14 protein-coding genes are annotated in these 21,979 nt (G+C 65.4%); 7 read left to right on the top strand and 7 right to left on the bottom strand.

The window, feature by feature from the left end:
* Positions 1-164 precede the first annotated feature (164 nt).
* Both QUW25_RS08295 and QUW25_RS08300 read right to left on the bottom strand, forming a co-directional pair.
* Complete coding sequence (locus QUW25_RS08295; protein WP_289511737.1) at positions 165-4,349, bottom strand: FtsX-like permease family protein; 4,185 nt, start codon at positions 4,347-4,349, stop codon at positions 165-167.
* Between the two features lie 10 nt (positions 4,350-4,359).
* A complete protein-coding gene (locus QUW25_RS08300) occupies positions 4,360-5,061 on the bottom strand; it encodes an ABC transporter ATP-binding protein (protein WP_289511738.1) in 702 nt (233 codons plus the stop codon).
* 157 nt (positions 5,062-5,218) lie between these two features.
* Here QUW25_RS08300 and QUW25_RS08305 point away from each other — a divergent pair, with 157 nt between their 5' ends.
* A complete protein-coding gene (locus QUW25_RS08305; protein ID WP_289511739.1) occupies positions 5,219-5,764 on the top strand; it encodes a TetR/AcrR family transcriptional regulator in 546 nt (181 codons plus the stop codon).
* A 340-nt stretch (positions 5,765-6,104) separates the two neighbouring features.
* On the opposite strand, the gene QUW25_RS08310 is transcribed toward QUW25_RS08305, so the two are convergent.
* Complete coding sequence (locus QUW25_RS08310) at positions 6,105-6,950, bottom strand: DegV family protein (RefSeq protein ID WP_289511740.1); 846 nt, start codon at positions 6,948-6,950, stop codon at positions 6,105-6,107.
* A gap of 79 nt (positions 6,951-7,029) precedes the next feature.
* Positions 7,030-7,482, bottom strand: coding sequence for a MarR family winged helix-turn-helix transcriptional regulator (locus QUW25_RS08315; RefSeq protein WP_289511741.1), 453 nt, complete (start codon positions 7,480-7,482; stop codon positions 7,030-7,032).
* A 472-nt stretch (positions 7,483-7,954) separates the two neighbouring features.
* On the opposite strand from QUW25_RS08315, the gene QUW25_RS08320 reads away from it, so the two are divergent.
* The 4 genes from QUW25_RS08320 (at position 7,955) to recQ (ending at position 13,107) form a co-directional block, all read left to right on the top strand.
* Entirely contained in the window at positions 7,955-8,524 is a 570-nt protein-coding gene (locus tag QUW25_RS08320; protein ID WP_289511742.1) for a hypothetical protein, read from the top strand.
* Between the two features lie 72 nt (positions 8,525-8,596).
* A complete protein-coding gene (locus tag QUW25_RS08325; protein ID WP_289511743.1) occupies positions 8,597-10,357 on the top strand; it encodes an ABC transporter ATP-binding protein in 1,761 nt (586 codons plus the stop codon).
* A complete protein-coding gene (locus QUW25_RS08330; RefSeq protein WP_289511744.1) occupies positions 10,350-11,096 on the top strand; it encodes an energy-coupling factor transporter transmembrane component T family protein in 747 nt (248 codons plus the stop codon). The genes QUW25_RS08325 and QUW25_RS08330 overlap by 8 nt, the downstream gene beginning before the upstream one ends.
* A gap of 124 nt (positions 11,097-11,220) precedes the next feature.
* Complete coding sequence (recQ, locus tag QUW25_RS08335) at positions 11,221-13,107, top strand: DNA helicase RecQ (protein ID WP_289511745.1); 1,887 nt, start codon at positions 11,221-11,223, stop codon at positions 13,105-13,107.
* Positions 13,108-13,196: 89 nt separating this feature from the next.
* Here recQ and thpR read toward each other — a convergent pair whose 3' ends face one another.
* Both thpR and QUW25_RS08345 read right to left on the bottom strand, forming a co-directional pair.
* Positions 13,197-13,733, bottom strand: a complete 537-nt coding sequence (gene thpR / locus QUW25_RS08340; RefSeq protein ID WP_289511746.1) for an RNA 2',3'-cyclic phosphodiesterase — start codon at positions 13,731-13,733, stop codon at positions 13,197-13,199.
* 111 nt (positions 13,734-13,844) lie between these two features.
* The gene (locus QUW25_RS08345; RefSeq protein WP_289511747.1) at positions 13,845-15,146 is read right to left on the bottom strand and encodes a hypothetical protein; all 1,302 of its coding nucleotides are present in this window, start codon (positions 15,144-15,146) and stop codon (positions 13,845-13,847) included.
* Between the two features lie 529 nt (positions 15,147-15,675).
* Between QUW25_RS08345 and QUW25_RS08350 the strand changes: the two genes are divergently transcribed.
* Entirely contained in the window at positions 15,676-17,010 is a 1,335-nt protein-coding gene (locus tag QUW25_RS08350; RefSeq protein WP_289511748.1) for a DinB/UmuC family translesion DNA polymerase, read from the top strand.
* Between the two features lie 158 nt (positions 17,011-17,168).
* Here the strand turns inward: QUW25_RS08350 and QUW25_RS08355 are convergent, their stop codons facing one another.
* Complete coding sequence (locus QUW25_RS08355; protein ID WP_289511749.1) at positions 17,169-18,680, bottom strand: aminotransferase class I/II-fold pyridoxal phosphate-dependent enzyme; 1,512 nt, start codon at positions 18,678-18,680, stop codon at positions 17,169-17,171.
* 734 nt (positions 18,681-19,414) lie between these two features.
* On the opposite strand from QUW25_RS08355, the gene QUW25_RS08360 reads away from it, so the two are divergent.
* Positions 19,415-21,979 (top strand): hypothetical protein (locus QUW25_RS08360; protein ID WP_289511750.1); only part of this gene is annotated, 2,565 nt, incomplete at its 3' end.

Here is a 21,979-nt window from a genome sequence, read left to right on the forward strand (position 1 = left end):
GCGGAGGTGACGGCAGGGGCGACGGGGCAGCTTGGTGACGGAGGTGATGACAAAGGTGACAGGGTAGCTTGTCATGAAATGTATTTCATGACAAGCTACCCTGTCACCTTTGTCATCACCTCCGTCACCAAGCTGCCCCGTCGCCCCTGCCGTCACCTCCGCCATCACTCGGCGGACTTGAGGGCGCCGACCATGTCGATGCGGTCGAGGGAGCGGTTGGTGATGAGGTTCACCACCAGCGTGAACGCAAACGCCAGCACCGCGGAGACCACGTACGTGAGCGGGTCCACCACCACGTCGAAGTAGAGCGACGGCATGCGCAAGATCCATGTGAGCGAGCGGGCCAGAGCGTAGCCGACGGGCAGGCCAACCACCACGCCAATCCCCGTGAGAATGAGCGTCTCCTTGTTGATGTAGCGGTGCACCTCGGGACGCTTGAATCCCAGCACCTTGATGGTGGCAAGCTCCCGCTCGCGCTCGGAGATGTTGGTGTTGGAAAGCGTGAACACCACCGTGAAGGAGAGCGCCGCCGCGAGAATGATGACCACGTAGACCACGGTGTTGATAAGCGTAAAGGCGCTCGAGAAGTCATTCACGAGCTTCTGGGTAGAGACCACGGAGAGATAGCGTCCGTCCGCAGAGAGCCTCTCGGAGAGCGCGATCTGCTCGTCGGCGTCTCCTGTAAGATGCGCCAGCACCCCGTTGGGTTCGAGCTCCTGATCAAACGCCTCCTCGTAGGCGGCCTCGGTCATATAGAGCGTGTTGCCAAGATAGTTGTCAACGATGGCGCCCACGTGCGCCTCGCCCTCGGCGAGCGTGGAGTCCTGCAGGTGGATCACGCTGCCCACAGAAAGACCCATAACCTGCTCGGCGTTCTTGGTGATAACAGCCTGCGCCTCGTCAAGCGAGACCTCGCCGGAGGCGCCCTCCAGCTTGACGTAGTCCTCGACGCTACTACCCTCGGGCACCACAATGAGCTGAACGCTCTCCTTGTCCTCCCCAAAGCTCACCGTCAAGCTGTCGATGTATACCAGCACGAGGTCAGATACCTCGTCATCGGCAAGAAGGTCGTCCACGACGGCGTCCAGGTCATCCGTCGAGGTCACCGCCATAAGATCGTAGGCGATCACGCCGGCGTCTCCATACTGGCGCGGAGAGAGCGAGATGACGGTGTCGCGGATGCCAAAGCCCGTGACAAGAAGGGCCACGCAGCCCGCGATTCCAAAGACGGTCATAAAGAAGCGGCGCTTGTAGCGGAAGAGGTTGCGCGCCGTCACTTTGTTCAGGAAGCCAAGCCGGCTCCACACGGGGCCAATGTACTCCAGGAAGATGCGCGACCCCGCCTTGGGCGCCTTGGGCAGCATGAGCGACGCCGGGGACTCGCGCATTTCTCGCCAGCAGGTGATGAGCGTGGCACCCACGATACCGGCGGCAAAGAGCGCAAACGCCGCAAGCGCCCACAGCGGGTCGAATCCGTAGAGAAAGTACGGAAGCGCGTACATGGTCGAGAAGATCGTGAAGATGATGGCGGGAAGCACCACATAGCCCAGCACGTTGCCCACAACGCCGCCAAAAAGGCACGCAGCCAGCGCGTAGAGCACGTACTTGGAGAGGATGCGCGCGCGACCGTACCCGAGCGCCTTGTAAAGGCCAACGAGGCCGCGCTCCTCCTCGACCATGCGCGTCATGGTGGTGAGGCTGATGAGCACGGCCACCACAAAAAACACGACGGGGATCACGGTGCCGATGGCCTCGATGGAGGAGGCGTCGGAGTCCACGCTCGCGTAGCTCGAGAGGCTTGAGCGGTCCTGCACGTACCAGGTTGCGTCCGGGATGTCCTCGATCTCCTCGCGTGCGTCAGCAATCTCGGCAAGGGCGTCGGATCGCTCCTGCTCAAAGGTAGCGCGAGCGTCGTCGAGCTCCGCCTGGCCCTCGGCAATCTCCGCAAGGGCGTCGTCGAGCTGTTGCTGCGCGTCTGCAAGCTGCGCGAGCGCGTCCGCGCGCTGCTCGTCAAGCTCAGCCTGGCCGCTCTCAAGCTCCGCGTAGCCGTCCGCAAGCTCGCGCTCGCTCTGCTCTATTATCTCCTGCGCGGAGACGAGCTGCTCATAGGCGTTGCGAAGGTCCTGCCAACCCTGGTCGATAAGCGCCTGCTGCTTGGGAAACTCCGCCTCCGCCGTAGCCTTTGCCTGCGCGATGCCGCTCTCAAGCTGCGCCAAGCCGTCGCGCGCCTGTACGAGACCGTCGGCAGCCTGGATGCGTCCGCGTGCCATGGCGGCGGCACTCTCGTCGCTCTTGGGGTCCGCGGTGCCCAGCGAGATGATCTGCTGCAGACCCTCCTGGCTCTCCTCGAGGCTCTTCAGCTGCTCGGGGATGGCCTCCTGGGCAAGCACGGCCTGCTCGCGCGTTGCGCTGAGCTCCTCTCGCTGGGCGAGAAGGGCGTCGAGCGTTGCCTGGAGCTCTGCGCGCTTGGCGAGAAGAGCCTCGACGAGCGGGTCGGCGAGGGCCTCGGGGTCGACGGGGGCCTCGGGGTCCTCGTCCGCGGCATCGTCCTCGGCTGTCTCGGGCTCAACCGATGCCTCAGAATCGGCAGGCGCCTCGGCCTCGCCAACGTCTTCGGAGACGCCGTCATCGGGTTTCTGATCGTCCTCGGGGGCCTCCCCCGCCTCAAGTGCCGCCAGCTGCTCGTCAATGGCCGCAACGCCCTTCTCGGCCTGGTCAATGCCAAGGTCAAGCTGGGCAATCCCCTCGTCGATGGACTCGATTTGCGACGGGAGCTTCTCGGCCTGCGCGCTCAGCTGCTCGACGGTCTGCGCAAGGGACTCCGAGACGGGCGTCAGCGTCGTCGCGGCCTCTCCGAGCGCATCCGAGAAGCCCTCGACCGCATCGTCTTGATCGTCCTTATCGCCGTCCTGCGCAGCCGAGACCACCTCTGCCCACGAATCCCGGACACCCGTGGCAATCTCTGAGAGCTCGTCGCCGCCCTGCGGGAGGGACTGGGCCATGGCGTCGATTCCGTCCGCCATCTCGGCGACCCCGTCATCGATCGTCTCTACGGTCTGCGTAAGCGTATCTATGGTTGCCTCGACCTCGTCGCGCTGCACCTCGAGGCCGGGAATCGTTGTTGAGTACAGCTCGTCACGAGCGGCGTCAAGCTGGGCCTGACCGTCTTTGAGCTGCTGCTCGGCCCCGGGGAGGGCCTCGTTGTACTCCCTGATGCCCTCCTCGAGCTCTTGGCGGGCGTCATCGAGCTGGGCGGAGCCCTCTTCAAGCTCCGCGCGGCCGTCGTCTATCGTCGCCTGCGCATCATCCAGCTGGGCAAGGGCGTCGGCGCGCTGTTCGTCGAGCTCGGCCTGGCCGTCGGCCACCTCCGCGCGACCGTCGTCGAGCTCGGCCTGGCCGTCCTCGATCTCTTGCTCGGCGTCGGCAAGCTCCTCCAGGGCCTCCGCCTCCGCCTCGTCAACCTCTTCGGTGGCGTCCGCGCGCAGGCTCTCGCCGCGGGCGCGCTCGCGCTCGCCGCGGGCGTCCTCCACGTTCTGCATCACGTCGTCGACGATCTTCTCGTAGTCGGCCGAGTAGCACAGCGGGTCAGACGCCCCCTCAACGGTAAGGTAGACGACCGTGTACACCTCAGCTGTAACGCAGTCGGGCGTCAGGAAGAACGAGTACTGCGAGGCGCCACTCGAGCGAAACGACATCGTCCCCTCGCCGGCGTTGATCTCCATGGGGTCGAGCACGGAGCCCACGATGGTGTAGTCGCGTCGCTCGAAGACCTCGGAGGAGTCGTCCAGGGGGCCGTCGTCCTTCTCGTCCTGGTCCTTCTCGTCCTGGTCCTTCTCGTCCTGGTCTGCCGCCGGCTCGTCGTCCTCATCGCCGTGGAACGTCACGGTATCGCCGAGGGCAAGGCCGGAGTCCTTGAGGTAGCGCGCGGTAACGGCAATCTCGTCCGACGCCTCGGGCAGGCGCCCCTCAAGCACCGCGGGCTCGTTCATGCCGCTCGGCGAGAGCGCCTTGACGTCGACCTTCTCCGAAGCCGAGCCCACCGTCGTGTAGGCCGCCTCCGCCCAGCCGCCCTCCGCGAGCTCCACGCCATCGAGCGCCGCGAGCGCCTCCACGTCCTCGTCCGTGAGGCCCAGCGTGGACTGCACGCGCACATCGAAGAGATGCTGCTCGTCAAAGAAGGCGTCTGCGGAGTTGCGCAGGTCAACGCAGGCCGCGCGCAGGCCCGTGAGCATGGTCACGCCAAGCGCAGTGATGGTGGCAAGCGCCACGAAGCGCTTGAGGCTCCCGCGCACCGTGCGCAGGATGCCAAGCGAGAACGCGTTGGGGCGTATGTTGCGACGGCCGGACACGTCTACCTCGCTACCACTCGATCTCTGAGATGGGCAGCGGGCTCTCGTTTGTGGTCATGCTCGTCACGCGGCCGCTCTTGAAGCGGATGAGGCGGTCTGCCATGTCCGCGAGCGCGGCGTTGTGGGTGACGATGACAACGGTCACGTGCTCCGAGCGGCTCATGTCCTGGAGCAGCTGAAGAATCTGCTTGCCCGTCTGGTAGTCGAGTGCGCCGGTGGGCTCGTCGCAGAGCAGCAGCTTGGGGTTCTTGGCGAGGGCACGCGCGATGGAGACGCGCTGCTGCTCGCCGCCGGAGAGCTGGGCGGGGAAGTTGCCCAGGCGATCTGCCAGGCCCACCTTCTCGAGCATCTCGGTGGGATCGAGGGAGTCCGGGCAGATCTGGGTGGCCAGCTCCACGTTCTCGAGCGCGGTGAGGTTGGGCACGAGGTTGTAGAACTGAAAGACAAAGCCCACGTCCGCGCGGCGGTACAGAACGAGGTCATTCTCGCTGGCGTGGGAGAGGTCGCGACCGTCCACCGTTATTGTGCCGGAGGTGGCGCTGTCCATGCCGCCCAGGATGTTGAGGGCGGTGGTCTTGCCTGCGCCCGAGGCGCCCAAGATAACGGCGAGCTCGCCCTTCTCGACGTTGAAGCTCGCGCCGTCCAGCGCGTTTATCTTGGTCGTGCCCTCGCCGTACGTGCGCACGACGTCAGAGAACTCGATGTATGACATGCCGGCTCCGATTACTCGACAACGTGTTGTCTAAATCAAAGTATACTTGGCTCAAGGGGCGAGAAGAACCTCGGCTCGACACCCGCCCCCCAAGTGTCGAGAAATGACTCGAGGGGAGCGGTCCCCTTTTGAGTCATCCGCGGTTCCGGAGGACGTCATGAAGAAGCAGCCGCAGGTCACCGAGCAGACGCGCGCCAACCTCCGCCAGGCGTTCTGGGAGCTCTACGCGGAGAGGCCCGTGGAGAAGATCTCCGTGCGCGAGATCACGGACCGCGCCGGGTACAACCGCGCGACCTTCTATCTCTACTATCACGACGTCTACGAGCTGCTCGAGGAGATCGAGGAGACGGTGCTCGGCAACATCGAGCGCCTGGTGAACGAGCGCCTGCTCAAGGGCGACAAGCTCGACTTCTCACAGCACATGGGGCTCATTCTGCGCCTTGCCGGACGCTCGCGCGACTACACGCGCGTGCTGCTGGGACCGCACGGGGACCCGGCGTTCTCACGCCGCCTCAAGGAGATCATCAGCCCGCTCGTGGACCGCTTCTTCCTGCCCGCAGCCGAGCTCGACGAGCAGGCCCGGCGCGTGGTGCGCGAGTTCTACCTCTCGGGCATCCTCGCCACCATCCGAACATGGACGGCCGAGGAGAACCCCATGCCCATCGACCAGCTCATCCAGCTCGTAGTGCGCATCGTAACGTGACCGGCGCCTGTGCCAGTCTCAGCGCCCGCCACGGAATCGAACGCCGAGAAAACCTGGCCTCTGTACCGGTTTTGAAAAATGTCGTCGAGAAAAGCGGGCCTCTGTACCAGGGAAGTCGCGAGCGGAGGCGCCGCGTCCCCTCCTCCCGGTACAGACGCCGGTATTACTCGGCATCACGCGGTACAGCCGCCGGCGTTTCTCGGCATACTGCCGCAGCCCTGGTACAGAGGAGCGTTTTTCTCGACAGGCCACGGGTCAAGCCGGTACAGCCACCCGCTTTTCTCGACGCACCTCCCGGATTCCGGTACAGCAGACGGGTTTTCTCGGCACCCCGGCAGGGCTAGTTCTTAGCAAAGAACGCGAGGGCAATCGCGCCGGGACCCACGTGCGTGCCGATGGTGGCGCCCACGGAGGTGATGGGCAGGTCCTCCTCGGCGACCCTGCCCTCCCAGATGGCGCGGTTGTCGTCCAGGTACTTCTTGAGGAGCTTCTGCGAGAGGCCGGTGTAGCCCAGCAGGACCGGCATGTCAAAGTCGATGCCGTGCTTCTCGACCAGCTGGTGCAGCTGGTTGCGGCCGTTCTTGGAGCCGCGCGCCTTGCCGAGCATCACGACCTCGCCGTCCTCCACGCCCACCACGGGCTTGATGGAGAGCAGCTCGCCGATGGCACCCACGCTCTTGGGAATGCGACCGCCGCGCTTGAGGTACTCGAGCGTGTCGAGCAGCGCGAGCAGGCAGACGCGGTCCACGACCGCCTCGACCTTCTCGGCAATCTCCGCCGCGCCGAGGCCCTCGTCCACGAGGTGCAGCGCGTAGAGCACGAGAAGGCTCTGGCCGATGGTCACGTTCTTGCTGTCGACCACGTGCACCTCGGGGAAGTCCGCCGCCGCGGTGACGGCGCTCTGGTAGGTGCCGGAGAGCTTGGAGGAGAGCGTGATCACCACAGCCTCCTCGCCCGCGGTGCGGACCTGCTCAAAGACCTGCTGGTAGGCAAAGGGCGTGGCCTGGCTCGTCTTGGGAAGCTCGTCGTTCTCGATGAGCAGCTCGTAGAAGCGGTCGTTGGTGAGGTCCACGCCATCGGCGTAGGTGGTCGTTCCAAAGGTGATGCCCAGGTGAATCACGGTAAGGCGAGGGTCAAGCTCGCCCGGGAGGTCTATGCCGGAGTCGGTGATGATGCGAACGGCCATGATGCTTCCTTTCCGAGTCTCGTGCGCGGGACAAGGGCGCAAGGCGGCATGCGGTGACGCACGGCAAACCGGGCGCTGGCTAGTCGCGCGCGAAGGTCCTCAGGCGCTCGAGGATGTGGTTGAGTGAATCGTACATCTGCAGGCGCTCGCGCATGGCGAGCTCGCCGCCAGCCTCGTCGAGCACTCGGTGAATGATGTCATCGAGCGGGCGCGCCGCCTCAAAGCCCTTCTCGGTAAGGCGCACGGGCGCTCGGTACTTGGAGGCGTCGCCTTCCTCGGCGTCCCCCACCTCAACAAAGCCGTCCTCGGCCAGGTGCGCGATGGTGCGCGACATTGCGGCGCGGCTCACGTCGACCACGCGGGCCAGCTCGGAGGCGGTGAGCCCCTCGGGATGCTTGACCAGGTAGTAGAGGCACATCACGTCCGAGCCGCGGAAGCCCAGTCGCTTGGCCTCGGCGGTCTTAATGCGCTGAATCTCCTTGTTAAGGGCGCTGATGATGCCCACAAAGTCCTCAAAGCGCTTCTCGGTCACGACGCTCTTCTCTCCCGCCCGTCGGGCGCTCAACAGATGTTAACTAGTCAACATTATGCCCAAGAACCGGCGAGAAGAACCGGGCCTCGCGGCGGCCACGCGATATTCACATGCCAGCACGAAGCGCAGGCTCGGGTGGTTTGTTTCCGGCTGGGAAACTAACTTGCGCGGTGGTTTGGCTGCGCGTATCTTCTCATCAAGCGCAGTCACGCCTTCGGGCCGTCATACGAGAGGAGCGCCAGACATGATCACCAACGTCAACGTCAACGCACGCACGTCCATGAACTGGTGGTGGCGCAACTTCTCCTCGCTCGGTCGATGGTGAGCTTGACGCGCCATATCAATTTGCGCTGAGAGGGCTCCCGGAAGACCGGGGGCCCTTTTTCTTGTACGCGCACCACTCCGCAGCTCAGATCGAAAAACCTGACACTTTACCCTGTCACCTTTGTCATCATCATGAAAGGAAACCACAATGTCTGAGAACACCACCGCCGCCCGCACCGTCGCCGCCTCCGCCGACCACGGCAAGCTCGACATCCAGGCCCTCGTTCTTCTCGCCGTGCTTCTTGCTGCCGGCTTTATCCTCAACTTCACCGTGGGCAAGGCCATCTCCGGCATCTCCGGCGGCCTCATCAGCCCCGAGTTCATCATCTCGGCCTTCTGCCTCACCATCCTGGTGGTGCGTCCCAACGTTGCGCAGGCCCTCGTCATCGGCCTCATCTCCGCGGCCGTGATCCAGGTCACCACCACCTCGCCGTTCATCGACTTTGCCGCCGAGGGCGTGGCCGCCATGCTCATGGCGCTCATCGTGGCCGCTGGCATGCGCGGGTCCGCCAAGAGGTTTGTCCCGCTCGTGGGCTCCTTTGCCACCACCGTCGTCTCCGGCGTGATCTTCATGCTCATCAAGATCGCCATGGTGGGCGGCGCGGCCGAGCTCGCCGCGGCCATGCTGCCCGTGGTCCTGCTCACCGGCGTCTTCAACGCCGTCCTCGTGAGCGCGCTCTACCTCCCCGTCAAGAAGGCCCTCAAGCTCAACGACTAATGGTGACAAAGGTGACAGGGTATTTTGTCATCATGACAATTTACCCTGTCACCTTTGTCAGGAAAGGCGCTCATGGCACCTAGCAGCATCATTCAACTGAACGACGTCTCCTTCTCCTACGCCGGCGAGAAGGACGCTCGCGCCCTCGACCACGTCTCCCTCGACATCGCGCCGGGGGAGTTCGTGGGCGTGCTCGGCCCCTCGGGCGCCGGCAAGTCAACGCTCGCGGCGGCGCTCTCCGGCGCCATCCCCCACCACTTCCGCGGGCAGCTCTTTGGCGCCGTCATCGTTGACGGGCAGGACACCTGCGACGTCACGCTCACGGACGTCTCGCGCGTGGTGGGAAGCGTCAACCAGGACATCGACGCGCAGATGGTGGCGTCCGTCGTGGAGGACGAGCTGCTCTTCGGCCTTGAGAACTTCGGCGTTCCGCACGGCGAGATAGAGTCCCGCCTCACCACCTCGCTCGAGGCCGTGGGCATCCCGGAGCTGCGCGAGCGCGAGATCGCCACCCTCTCCGGCGGTCAGAAGCAGAAGGTCGCCATCGCGGCCATGCTGGCCCTGCGCCCCCGCGTCCTGGTGCTCGACGAGCCCACCGCCGCGCTCGACCCGGCGTCCACCACGATGGTCTTCGAGACCCTGCGCGCCCTCAACGAGCGCGAGGGCATCACCGTCGTGGTCATCGAGCAGAAGGTGGCCACCCTCTCAGAGTACTGCGGGCGCATCCTCGTCCTGGACCAGGGCCGCCTTGCCTTTGACGGCACCCCGCGCGAGGTCTTCTCGCATGGCGCCGAGCTGCGCGCGATGGGCGTGGACAGCCCGCGCGTGGCCCGCGTCTCCAACAGCCTCGCCCAGCACGGCCTCATTGCCCCCGGGGAGCCGTGCCTCACCGTCGCAGAGGCAAAGCGCCTGGTAGCCGGCCTCGTCGGCGGCGTGGCAAGCGCATCCCCGCGCGGCGAGAAGAACCCGGTGCCGGAGCCTTCCTCCCGCCCCCGCGCCGCCCAGGGCGAGCCCGTCGTCTCCTTCCGCAGCGTAGGCTTCACGTACCCCTCGACGGGCGCCGAGGTGCGCGACCTCACCTTTGACGTCTACCCCGGCGAGGTCGTAGGCGTGATTGGGCAGAACGGCGCCGGCAAGACCACCCTCACCAAGCTCCTGAACGGCATCCTGCACCCAGACTCCGGCGAGGTGCGCGTGGCCGGCCTCGACACGCGCGAGACGCCCACGAGCCGCCTTGCCGCGCACGTCTCCACGCTCTTCCAGAACCCCGACCGCCAGATCTGCAAGGACACCGTGCTCGACGAGGTAGCCTTTGGGCTCGAGCTCACGGGCGTCGAGGGCCGCGAGGCGCGCCGGCGCGCGAGCACCGTCATCGAGCACTTTGGCCTGCCCGCGGGCGAGGCGCCCTTCTCGCTCTCCCGCGGCCAGCGCCAGATGGTGGCGCTGGCCTCCGTGGTGGTGATGGAGCCGGACGTGGTCCTTCTGGACGAGCCCACGAGCGGCCTTGACTACCGCGAGTGCATGACCGTCATGGAGACGGTCGCCGAGATGGCCGAGCGCGGGTGCGCCGTGGCGATGGTCTGCCACGACATGGAGGTCGTCTCGGACTTTGCCGAGCGGGTCATTGTGATGGCCCGGGGAGAGATTGTCGGACGCGGCACCGCGGCGGAGGTCTTCTCGGACGCCGCCCTCATGGCCCGCGCGGGCGTGGAGCCGCCGCAGGTTGTGGCGCTGTCCGCCGCGCTTGCCGAGGACGTCTCGCCGGCGTTTGCGGGAATTGCCCAGGTCTCTGGCATCGTCGACCTTGTGGAGGAGATGGTCCGCCGTGACTAGCATCATCGACTACGTTCCGGGCGGCACGCTCCTCCACCTGCTGAACCCCGTGGCCAAGCTCGCCCTTGCCGCCGCGATCATCGTGGCGACCTTCCTCGCGGACACCTACGCGCTGCTCCTGGGGCTTCTTGCCCTCACGTTTGCGCTCGGGGCGTACGCGGGGGTTGCCGGACGGCTCGCGCGCCTGCTCAAGGTGCTCGTGCCGCTTGCCGTGGTGATGCTCGCGCTGCAGCTTGTCTTTGTGCGCAGCGGGGACGTGATCTGGGGGTTTGTCACCACCGGCGGCCTGACCTCAGGCTCCAAGGTCTGCCTGCGCCTTCTGGGCGTGGCGCTGCCGCTTGTTCTGGTGCTCATGGTGACCAAGCTCACCGACCTGGCAAACGCGTGCGTGGAGGTGCTCCATGTGCCGTACCGCTACGCGTTCACGTTCACCACCGCGCTGCGCTTTGTTCCGGTCTTCTCGCAGGAGATGAGCGCCATCATGGAGGCGCAGACCGCCCGCGGCGTGGAGTATGACACCCGCAACCCCTTCCGCAAGCTGCGGCTCATGCTGCCACTCTGCGTGCCGCTGCTCGTGAGCTCCGTGGGGCGCACGGACGCCATCGCGCTGGCCGCCGAGCAGCGCGGCTTCTACCTGCGCACGCGCGAGAGCAGCTACAAGCGCTACCCGCTTGTCGCGCGCGACTGGGCGGTGCTGGCGTGCTGCGTGGCGCTCGTGGCACTGGGGGTCGTGGCGTAGGGGCTGCCGAGAAGAACGGGCGGCGGGTGGACAGTTTGTCGGGCCGGAACGTCCGGAACCTGCCCGTACCCAGCTCCCCGCAAGTCTCATAATGGGACGAGAAGAACCCGGAGACAGGAGCCCCATGGCGGAGCACGCGCCGCTCGACATTCTGCGCGACACCTTTGGCTACCAGAGCTTTCGTCCGCACCAGGCGGAGATCGTGGACGCTGCGCTCACCGGCCGCGACGTGCTGGCCGTGATGCCCACCTCGGCGGGCAAGTCGATCTGCTACCAGGTGCCGGCGCTCGCGCTCGCCGCGCGCACGGGCGGCATCACGCTCGTGGTCTCACCGCTCATCTCGCTCATGGCAGACCAGGTGGGGGCGCTCCGTCAGGCTGGCGTTGCAGCGAGCTTCCTCAACTCCACACTCGGCGTCCGCCAGCGGGCGGACGTGCTCTACGGCATGGCCTCCGGCGCGCTTTCCCTCGTCTACGTGGCGCCGGAGCGCCTTGACGACCCCGCCTTCGTGGAGACCGCCGCCGCGCGCGGCGTGGCGCTTCTCGCCGTGGACGAGGCGCACTGCATCTCGCAGTGGGGCAACGACTTTAGGCCAAGCTACCAGCGGATCATTGAGTTTATCGACGCCCTTCCTGCGCGCCCGCCCGTGATGGCGCTCACGGCAACTGCCACCCGCGCCGTGCGCAAGGACATCGTCTCCGCCCTGGGCCTGCGCGACCCCTTTGAGGTCATAGCGAGCTTTGACCGCCCCAACCTCTCCTTTGCCGTCTCGCGCCCCAGAAACGGCGCCGAGAAGGACCGCATGCTCGTGGGCTTTGTCCGCGAGCGGGCTGAGAAGAGCGGCATCGTCTACTGCTCGAGCCGGCGCGCCGTCGAGGAGGTCTGCGAGCTGCTGCGCGACGAGGGGCTTCTCGCCACGCGCTATCACGCGGGGCTTCCCGCCGAGGAGCGCAGGCGCAACCAGGAGGACTTTCTCTACGACCGCAGCCGCGTGATGGTGGCCACCAATGCCTTTGGCATGGGCATCGACAAGTCCAACGTGAGTTACGTGGTCCACTACAACCTGCCGCTCTCGCTGGAGAACTACTACCAGGAGGCGGGCCGTGCCGGACGCGACGGCACCAAGGCGGACTGCCTCTTGCTCTACTCCCCCGGCGACGTCCATACCGCGGAGTTTCTTCTTTCGAGGAGCGAGCCGCGCGAGGGCCTCACGGCCGAGCAGCGCGAGCTGCTTGCCGAGCGCGACTCCGAGCGGCTGCGCCAGATGGTCTTCTACGCCACCACCACGGAGTGCCTGCGCGCCCACATCCTGCGCTACTTTGGCGAGGAGGCGCCGGCGTACTGCGGCAACTGCGGAAACTGCCTCACGGACTTTGAGGAGGTGGACGCAACGACGGACGCGCTCAAGGTGGTAAGCTGCGTGGCGCGCATCGCCCAGCGCGGGCGCACCGTGGGGGCGTCCATGATCGTGGACGTGCTGCGCGGCTCGCGCGGCGAGAAGGTCCTGCGGCGCGGGTTTGACCGGCTTTCTACGTACGGCATCATGGCGGACGTGCCCGCCGCGCGTATGCGTGCCATCATCGATGAGCTGGTGTTTCTTGGAGTGCTTACGCGGACGGGCGGCGACTACCCCACGATAGCGCTCACGGGGGCCTCGGGGGCGTTCCTGCGACGCGAGGCTCCCTGGGACGGGCCGTTCATGCTCAAGGTTGCCAAGGGCGCGCCGAGAAGAGAGCGCGTGCCGGCACCGCCCGCCAAGACCCGCGCCGCCACGGACGTCTCCGAGCTGGACGCCGCGGGCCAGGAGCTCTACGCCCGGCTCTCCGAGCTGCGCGGCAGCCTCGCGCGCGAGCAGAACGTGCCGTCGTACTTCATCTTTAGCAACGCCACGCTCGTGGACATGTGCGCCAAGCGGCCGAGAACCACCGACGAGCTGCTCGCCGTCTCCGGCGTGGGCGCCAAGAAGGCCGAACGCTACGGCGACCTCTTCCTCTCCGCCATCAACGGCTAGCTGTCTGTAATTTTGGGACGTGTTTTTTCGCTCAGAGATTTTGGGACAAGTCTGACGCTGGCACCGGCTTGACACTGGCGACACTGGCGTCAGAGCCGAGCGTCAAGCTCAACGGTGTAGAGCGACTTGTAGCGGGCGCCGTCCGAGCCGAGGATGCTACGGAAGAGCGTGAGCCGCGTAGCCACGTCCGGCAGCGGAAACGCCAGCTCGCCCAGACCGCCCCGCGGCAGCCGCGCGCGCCGCGCGAGCGTGACGTGCGGCAGAAAGCCCTTCTCGTCATAGGAGAGGTCGCGGGCGGCAAGTTCTTCTCGCATGCGGTCCGCAAGGCCCATGAGCTGCGGGTCCTTCTGTATGCCCAGCCAAAGCGTGGCGTCACTCGCACGACCAAAGGTGCCCAGGCCCGTGGCGCCCAGCCGCACAGGACCGGTGCCAAGGCAGGCCGCGTCGAGCGCCGCCATTGCCGAGCGCGCCTCCGCCTCCCCCACCTCGCCGAGAAACGCGAGCGTGAGGTGCAGGTTCTCCGGATCCACAAATCGCCCGTCGCAGACCTCGGCAAGCGCCCGGGAAAGCGCCGCCGTCTCGTCCGCAAACGCCTCCGGCAGCTCCAGCGCAACAAATGCCCGCATCTCTTCTCCTCTCGCCACTCCCCATGATGACAAACTACCCTGTCACCATTGTCATGATGACAAAGGTGACAGGGTAGTTTGTCATGATGGGGCTGACGTCAGGGACGGCGGCTACTTCTTTGCGGGGGTCACGCCGTACCAGGCATAGCCCTCCTGCTCCCAACCGACCTCGCCGAGCTTGTTGTACTCATCGGAGCTTGCGGTGTAGTGGTGCGTGGCCACCGTGGCGTAGGGGTTGAACAGGCGGTAGAGCGGCACCGCGCCCTTGTCGTCCTTGCTGGCGGAGTACCAGGCGATGCCCTCCTGCTCCCAGCCGATCTCCGCGAGCGACTCGTACTCATCGGCCTTCATGGTGTAGTGGTGGTCGCCGCTGTAGGGGTTGTAGAGGCGCCAGACAACCTCGCCCGTGCCAGGCGCGGTCCACGCGAGGCCCTCGTCGGTCCAACCAAGGGAGGCAAGCTTCTCGCGCTCCTCGGCGTCCCTCGTGAAGAGGTGCTCGCCGCTGTAGGGGTTGTAGAGACGCCACATGGGAATCTCGGCATCGGCGGTAAAGGTAGCGGTGAGCTTGTAGTAGGAGTCGACAACGCCCTTATCCCACTGGTTGCCGCTCACCACCACATAGTGCGTGCCGGGAGAGACCTCGATCTCACCCGTCGTGTGCGCGGAGGAGCTATCGAAGGCCTTCTCGTAGAGGGCCTTTTCCGCATACGGGTTATCGATCACGCTCACGCGCCACGTTCCGTCGGTCGCGTCGGTCCCGTCGAAGGCAAACTCGACCGTGCCGAACCCAGTCGTGGTGAACTCAAACCAGTCCTGGTCAAACTGGTTGTCGATTCCGCCGTTCATCATCTTGCCCAAAGTCAGGGCATCACTCTTATTTGCCCCGTTGTTATACTCGGACTCCCACGCGTCAGACGGGGTGTACTTGACCATGAGCTGGTATTGCTGGCCATAATCGAGCTCGCGGCTGGGGTGGACCGAGATGTCGTAGGTCCCCGCGTCGACGCCAGTTATGGCAGTGCTCTTGCTGCCATCTTCGGCGAGCAGGTTAATCGAGGCGTTGTATCCGCCATAGGCGCTACCAAACTCGTCCTGCGCCTCCGAGGTCACGAGGCTGATAGACCAGCCGGCGTCCGCCTCCTCGTCCCCCGTGGCGAGCGAGGTTGCTACGAGCTGAAGCGTCCCGCTCTTGGGCAGCTCGAAGCGCCACCAGTCCTGGTCCTGCCACATGCCGATTGCACTCGGGTCCTCGGTGGTGAACGTATAGGTCTTGTTGACCTCTATCATCTGAAACTCGCCCTCGTTCTCGATAACCTCCGCCGCGGCGGGCGCAGCGAGGCCGAGGCTCAGCACCAGCGCGCTCAGCGCGGCAACAAGGGCCGTCCCACCTCGCCTGATGTGGCGTGCGTTCATGGAAACTCCTCTCATAAAGCTTGCTGAAAAACGCTACGGCCATTGTACTTGTCGGCCTCAGAGGAAATACAAAGGTGGGAGGGGGCACATTCGGCAAGCGGCATAGGGCGGGGCGAGAAGCACCTGTCGGTGATGGTTACATTATTTTGCTCGGTTTCTGACTCGGGACGGCGCGATGCGGCCCCGCGCGCTCGCCGCAGGGGCCAAATCGAGAGGTTTGGGGAGGTTTTGGGCAACACTTTTTATATAGCGGGCGCCTCGGGCGGCGGCCGAGGGTCGTCGCGTCAACGTTTCCGCAGGTCGTTCTTCTCGCCGGCCCGCAATTAACGTGCAGGGGGTCGTCCAACATAAAACTTGTTGCCCAAAACCCGCCCATCCAGCACGGAGAACACAGCGAGAAGAACGCGCCGCCAAGAAGCGCCCGGATGATGACAAACTACCCTGTCACCTTTGTCATCACTCCGTCCGGTGGGGGTGCTATCATGGTTGGCGACAAGAACATGTGTTTGGATTCCTTAGGGGGAAGCCGGTGGAGCGCGCCTACCTCTGCATAGACCTCAAGTGCTTCTACGCCTCCGTTGAGTGCGTGGACCGCGGGTACGACCCCTTCGAGCGGCGCCTTGTGGTGGCCGACCCCACGCGCGGGCCCAAGACCATCTGCCTGGCCATCTCGCCCGCCATGAAGGCGCTCGGCGTGCGCAACCGCTGCCGCGTCTTTGAGATCCCGGACACCATAGACTACGAGATGGCCCCGCCCCGCATGCGCCGCTACATGGAGGTCTCGGCAGACATCTACAGCCTCTACCTGAGGTTCTTCTCGCCGGAGGACATCCACGTCTACTCCGTGGACGAGTGCTTCATCGACGTGGCCCCCTATCTGACGCTCTACAGGAAGACGCCGCGCGAGCTGGCCGTGGACCTCGTGGAGCTCGTGCGGCGCGAGACGGGCATCTGCGCCACGGCGGGCGTGGGGACCAACCTCTTTCTTGCCAAGGTGGCGCTCGACGTCACGGCCAAGCACGCGCCGGACAACATCGGCGAGCTCACCGAGGAGACGTTCAAGTGCAAGATCTGGCCGCACCGCCCCATCACGGACATCTGGGGCATTGGCCCGGGCATCGCGCGCAGGCTCGAGCAGCTGGGGGCGCGCACGCTCGGCGAGGTGGCGCTGCTGCCCGAGCAGGCCCTCTACGACGAGTTTGGCATCAACGCCGAGCTGCTCATCGACCACGCCTGGGGCATCGAGCCCTGCACCATGGCAGAGATCCACGCCTACCAGCCAAAGGCTCACTCCCTTGCGAGCGGCCAGGTCCTTGCCTGCGACTACACCTTTGACGAGGCGCGCGTGGTGCTGCAGGAGATGGTGGACGGCATTGTGCTAGACCTCGTGGAGAAGGGCCTTGCGGGCGGGCACGTCTCGCTCTACGTGGGGTACGCGCACGAGCGACGCGGATGGGGCGAGGAGGACGAGGGCGCAGGGGGCCGCACGTTCACGGGAGAGCACGGGACGCGCGTGCTCGGGCGCGAGGCGCCGCACGCGGCGGTTTCCCGCAAGCTCGAGCAGACCACCAACTCGCGCGCGCTCCTCTCCCGGCGCTTTCTGGCGCTCTATGACGAGATGGTGGACCCCAACCGCGCCATACGGCGCGTGAACATTGGCGTGGGGGCGCTCGTGCCCGAGGAGTTTGCCGGGCTCACGCTCTTCACGGACGTCGAGGCCGAGGCGGCCGAGCACCGCCTTGCCCAGACAACGATTGCGGTCAAGCGTCGCTTTGGCAAAAACGCCCTGCTCAGGGGAACCAGCTTCAAGCCAAAGGCAACCGCGCGCGAGAGAAACGAGCAGGTGGGAGGACACCATGAGTAACGAGGGGGAGCCGCGCCGCCACGTGGACCGCGCGGCCCAGTTTGTTCCGTTTGCCGCCCTGACCGGCTACTACGACCTCATCCGCGAGCGCGCCAACCTGACAATGGCGTCAGAGCCAGGTGTCATGGTGACAGCCAGCTCTGACGCCAGCGTCACGTCTAGCCCTGGCGGTAGTGGGCAAAGAAGTCCGCAAGGTCGTCCATGGCCTCGTGCAGAACCTCCATGCGCGGGAGGTACACAATGCGGAAGTGATCGGGCTCCGGCCAGTTGAAGCCGCCGCCGCGCGTGATGAGGATGCGCTTCTCGTGCAGGAGGTCCAGCGCAAACTGCTCGTCATCGGTGATGTTGAACTTCTTGACGTCGATCTTGGGGAAGATGTAGAACGCCGCCTTGGGCTTCACGGCCGTGATGCCGTCGATGGCGTTGAGCGCCTCGTAGACGTAGTTGCGCTGCTCGTAGATGCGCCCGCCGGGCTCCACGTAGCGCTCCACGCTCTGATAGCCGCCCAGAGCCGTCTGCACGATGGACTGCGCCGGCACGTTGGAGCAAAGGCGCATGTTGGAGAGCATGTTGATGCCGTAGATGAAGTCGCGCATGCTGCGCTTGTTGCCGGAGAGGATCATCCAGCCAATGCGGTAGCCGGCGATCATGTGGGACTTGGAGAGGCCGGAGAACGTCACGCACGGCAGGTCGGGCGCAAGCGAGGCAATGGAGACGTGCTCGTGGCCGTCCATGCACAGGCGGTCGTAAATCTCGTCCGAGAAGATCATGAGCTGGTGGCGGCGGGCGATCTCAACGATCTGCTCGAGGACCTCGCGGGGGTAGACGGCACCCGTGGGATTGTTGGGGTTGATGATGACGATGGCCTTGGTGTTGCTCGTGACCTTGGACTCAATGTCGGCAAGGTCGGGGTTCCACTCGGCCTGCTCGTCGCAGAGGTAGTGCACGGGCGTGCCGCCGGCAAGCGTGGCGCACGCGGTCCAGAGCGGGTAGTCCGGGCTCGGGATGAGAATCTCGTCGCCGGTGTCGAGCAGCGCGTTCATGCAGAGCTGGATGAGCTCGGAGACGCCATTGCCCGTGTAGATGCCGTCCATGCTCACATTGGGCAGGTGCTTGAGCTGGGCGTACTGCATGATGGCCTTGCGGGCGGAGAAGAGGCCGCGACTGTCCGAGTAGCCCTCGCAGTCCGGCAGCTGCTGGCGCATGTCGTGAACGACCTCGTCGGGCGTGCGGAAGCCAAACGGAGCGGGGTTGCCGATGTTGAGCTTGAGGATGCGCAGGCCCTCGTCCTCCATGCGCGCCGCCTCATCGGCAACGGGGCCGCGGACGTCATAGAGAACGTTATCGAGCTTGGAAGACTTCTTGAACTCTCGCATGGTGGTGCTCCTCGTGGTAGCGGTGGGACGGACGGGCGCGTTCGCGGTCTCAGGCCGCGCGGCGGCTCGGGCCCCGTTTCCCGTGGCGAGCCACGCCGCGTCAACGTCCAAGATGGCGGCGAGAAGGGCCCGCACGTCGGAGCGCGGCGTCACCTTGCCGCTTACGTACTGGCTGACCTGGCTCTTTCCGAGCTTCTCGCCACGCGCGGACGCAGCGTGGATGAGGTCGGCCTGCTTGAGGCCGCGCTCGGCCATGACGGCGCGCAGCCGGTCCGCAAACGTCTCGAGGGCCATCTCGCCTCCTTTGGTTCAATTTTTAGCTCAAATTGAACTTCTCGGCAGAATAGTTCAATGCGGACACTCTACCACAGTTTCAAATTGAACTTGTTGGGTTTTTCGACCCAAAACCCTTTCATCCGAGACTATGTACACTGTTGCGACTTTGATGCTTTTGGAGCAACGCCGCTACCTGCGGTTCTTCTCGCCGGAACATCGAGAAAAACTTTCAACTGTGTACATACCCTCAACGGGCTGGCCGCGACGGCCGGCCCCCTCCCCCTAACTCGCAGCCTTTCGCCCCCAACTCGCAGCCTTTCGCCCCCAACTCGCAGCCTTTCGCCCCGAACTCGCTCCCCCAGCGAGGTCGGTGTCTGGGAGAATCTTGATACGCCCCGCCACCGAGAGGCGCAGGGCGGGAAGGGTTGCGGGCGGCCCGCCCGGAGCCCCGGCGCACGGGACGGCCGCCCCCGACGAGAAGGAGGTAGACCCATGCGCAAGAGAACCTGGGCGCTCGCGGCGTCGGCGGCGCTAACGCTCGCCCTGACGTTCGCACCCGCGGCCGCGCTTGCGGACCCCGGAATCAACGAGGGGGGGGGCAGCCTGAAGTAGGCGCCCGCACCGGAACGCTCGAGACGGTGTATCTCAACCCACAAACGGGCAGCGATGACAATGCCGGAGACTCCTCCAGCGTTCCCGTTGAGACGCTTGACCAAGCCCTCGCGCTCGTCTCGGCAGACGGCGCAATTGAAATGTCGGGCCGTCTAGACATTGAAGAAAACACGACCATCACGGACGCGACCTTTAAGCGCGCCAGCGGATACGAGGGCACCCTCTTCGACGTTACGGGCGGAACCCTGACGCTCGCGAACGTCACCATTGACGGCCAGAACCAGAAAGCCTCGGGCTACCTCGTCGAGGTTAACGGCTCCTCGAGCAGCCTCGTCATCAACGGAACCACTCGTCTCGTGAACAACGGCGCCTCGGCAACAAGCGGCCAAGGCAATTCCGCCGTCTACATAACTGGTGGCGGCTCGCTCACCATGAACGACGGAGAGATCTCCGGAAACCGCTCAAGTTCGGCGGGTGGCGGAATCGAAGGCAACGTTGTTGGTACCATTCAGCTTAACGGTGGAACCATTAAGAACAACATCTCTGCCCTATCGGGAGGCGGCGTTTCCATCCTTGGCTCCGGAAAGCTGGCGCTTGCGGGAACCGAGATATCTGGCAACTCGGCCAGCGAATCTGCCGGCGGCATCTACCTGCAGGCTGCCTCGGAAAAGATAACGTTTGAGATGAGCGCCGGCTCCATCGTGAACAACACCTGTTCCAACGTGTTTGGCACCGCCATCTCAACAAAATACGAACCGGATGATTACCACGACATCACCATGTCCATCTCCGGCGGCACCATCTCGGGTAACGGCAAAACAGCCGGAGACGCGAACCCCGACGCTATTCTCGTCGTAGGACAGGACAAGAGCGACACAAGGGGATCGACGCTCGCCCTTTCGGGCAGCCCCATCCTCACCGACGGCATCTGCATCGGCAACGCCAGCGACGCGTTCAGCTATAACGCACTCACGGTGGACGACTCCTTCAATCCCCCCTCTCCTGTCACGCTTGACGTAAATCGCCCGCCGACGACCTCGTCCTTTAACGTGGTTGCCTACACAAATGGAGCCACACCCGACGCCTCCCAGTTCGTCTCTTACAACGAGAGGAGCTACGTCTTCACCGCCACAGAAACTCACCTTCAGGCAGCAAGATCAATCAAGGTCTACTTCAAATCCACAGACGGAGAGACGGAGTATGCCACCATCTATGTGGCGAGGGGCGCGCTTATCGACACCGCGCTCATTCCGACCGACTTCGAGGGGCCCGTGGGCTACGACCTGGTCGCATGGATGCGATATAGGTCCAGTGGCAGTAGCATTTGGGATTTCTCCGATCCTACGCCCAACGCGTCAACCCTTGAACTCCGCGCCACGTGGGCGCTGAGCGCCCCGTCTGTCAAGGTCGCAGGCGAGACCTCCGTGCACGTGGGCACCAACATCACGCTCAAGGCCGACGTCGAGCACCCGCTCGACACCGTCACCTACACCTACCAGTGGTACCGTGACGGCAAGGCCATCGACGGCCAGCGGAGCGCGACGCTGCTGGTCACCGAGCCCGGCAGCTACGCGGTCGAGGTCGTCGCCAGCGCCGGCGGAGACGTCGCCGACGCCGTCATGAGCGAGGCCGTCGAGTGCTCCTTCGAGGCCCACGCCCCGTCCGAGGGCTGGACGACGAGCGCGACGAGCCACTGGCACGAGTGCGCCGTCTGCGGCGCCAACCTCGACGAGGGCAAGCACACCGCGGACGACGAGTGGCACACCGATGGATCCTCCCACTGGCACGAGTGCACAACCTGCGGCGCCAGGCTCGACGTGACTGCCCACGAGACGGACGCCAAGTGGCACTCCGACGGCGCCTCGCACTGGCGCGAGTGCGTGACCTGCGGGGCCAAGGTCGGAGCCGCCGACCACGCGCCCGAGTCCGCCTGGGCCAGCGACGCGACCTCGCACTGGCACGAGTGCGCCGTCTGCGGGGCCAACCTGGGCACCGAGAAGCACGAGGCCGACGCGAAGTGGCACTCCGACGGGACGTCCCACTGGCACGAGTGCGCGACCTGCGGCGCCAAGCTCGGCGCCGAGAAGCACGCCGCGGGCGACGAGTGGTCCCACGACGAGGTCCAGCACTGGCACCAGTGCACCACGTGCGGCGAGAGGGTCGGCGCCGAGGCCCACGAGTGGGGCGCGTGGGAGGTCACCGAGCAGGCCACGGCCACCGAGGCCGGCAGCCGCGAGCGCGCCTGCGCCACCTGCGGGCTCAGGCAGTCCGAGGAGATCCTGCCCGGCGGCGTCGAGGTCCTGCGCATGCTGCGCTTCTACAACCCCTGGACCGGCGAGCACCTCTACACCTCCGACGAGGTTGAGGCGGCGGCCCTGGTGAGCCAGGGCTGGCAGGCCGAGGGCACCGGCTGGCTCGCTCCCTCCGTATCCGACTCCCCGGTCTACCGCCTGTTCAACCCCTACGCGGCGGGCGGCGACCACCACTACACGACGGACGAGACCGAGCGCGACGCGCTGGTGGGGCTCGGCTGGCGCTACGAGGGCGTCGGCTGGTACTCCGCCGAAGGCGAGGGCGCGGTGCCCCTCCAGAGGCTCTTCAACCCCTACACCCAGGTGGCAACCCACCACTACACCACGAGCGCCGAGGAGCGCGACACGCTCGTCGGGATCGGCTGGGTGCACGAGGGCGTGGCCTGGAGCGGC

The organism is Thermophilibacter provencensis (assembly GCF_030372065.1).
Taxonomy (GTDB): domain Bacteria; phylum Actinomycetota; class Coriobacteriia; order Coriobacteriales; family Atopobiaceae; genus Thermophilibacter; species Thermophilibacter provencensis_A.

What these genes read in the sequence shown, in the direction of transcription:
- QUW25_RS08300 (WP_289511738.1), bottom strand. Translation starts at nt 5,061, where the DNA reads ATGTCATACATCGAGTTCTCTGACGTCGTGCGCACGTACGGCGAGGGC.
- QUW25_RS08305 (WP_289511739.1), top strand. Translation starts at nt 5,219, where the DNA reads ATGAAGAAGCAGCCGCAGGTCACCGAGCAGACGCGCGCCAACCTCCGC.
- QUW25_RS08310 (WP_289511740.1), bottom strand. Translation starts at nt 6,950, where the DNA reads ATGGCCGTTCGCATCATCACCGACTCCGGCATAGACCTCCCGGGCGAG.
- QUW25_RS08320 (WP_289511742.1), top strand. Translation starts at nt 7,955, where the DNA reads ATGTCTGAGAACACCACCGCCGCCCGCACCGTCGCCGCCTCCGCCGAC.
- QUW25_RS08325 (WP_289511743.1), top strand. Translation starts at nt 8,597, where the DNA reads ATGGCACCTAGCAGCATCATTCAACTGAACGACGTCTCCTTCTCCTAC.
- recQ (WP_289511745.1), top strand. Translation starts at nt 11,221, where the DNA reads ATGGCGGAGCACGCGCCGCTCGACATTCTGCGCGACACCTTTGGCTAC.
- thpR (WP_289511746.1), bottom strand. Translation starts at nt 13,733, where the DNA reads ATGCGGGCATTTGTTGCGCTGGAGCTGCCGGAGGCGTTTGCGGACGAG.
- QUW25_RS08345 (WP_289511747.1), bottom strand. Translation starts at nt 15,146, where the DNA reads ATGAACGCACGCCACATCAGGCGAGGTGGGACGGCCCTTGTTGCCGCG.
- QUW25_RS08355 (WP_289511749.1), bottom strand. Translation starts at nt 18,680, where the DNA reads ATGGCCCTCGAGACGTTTGCGGACCGGCTGCGCGCCGTCATGGCCGAG.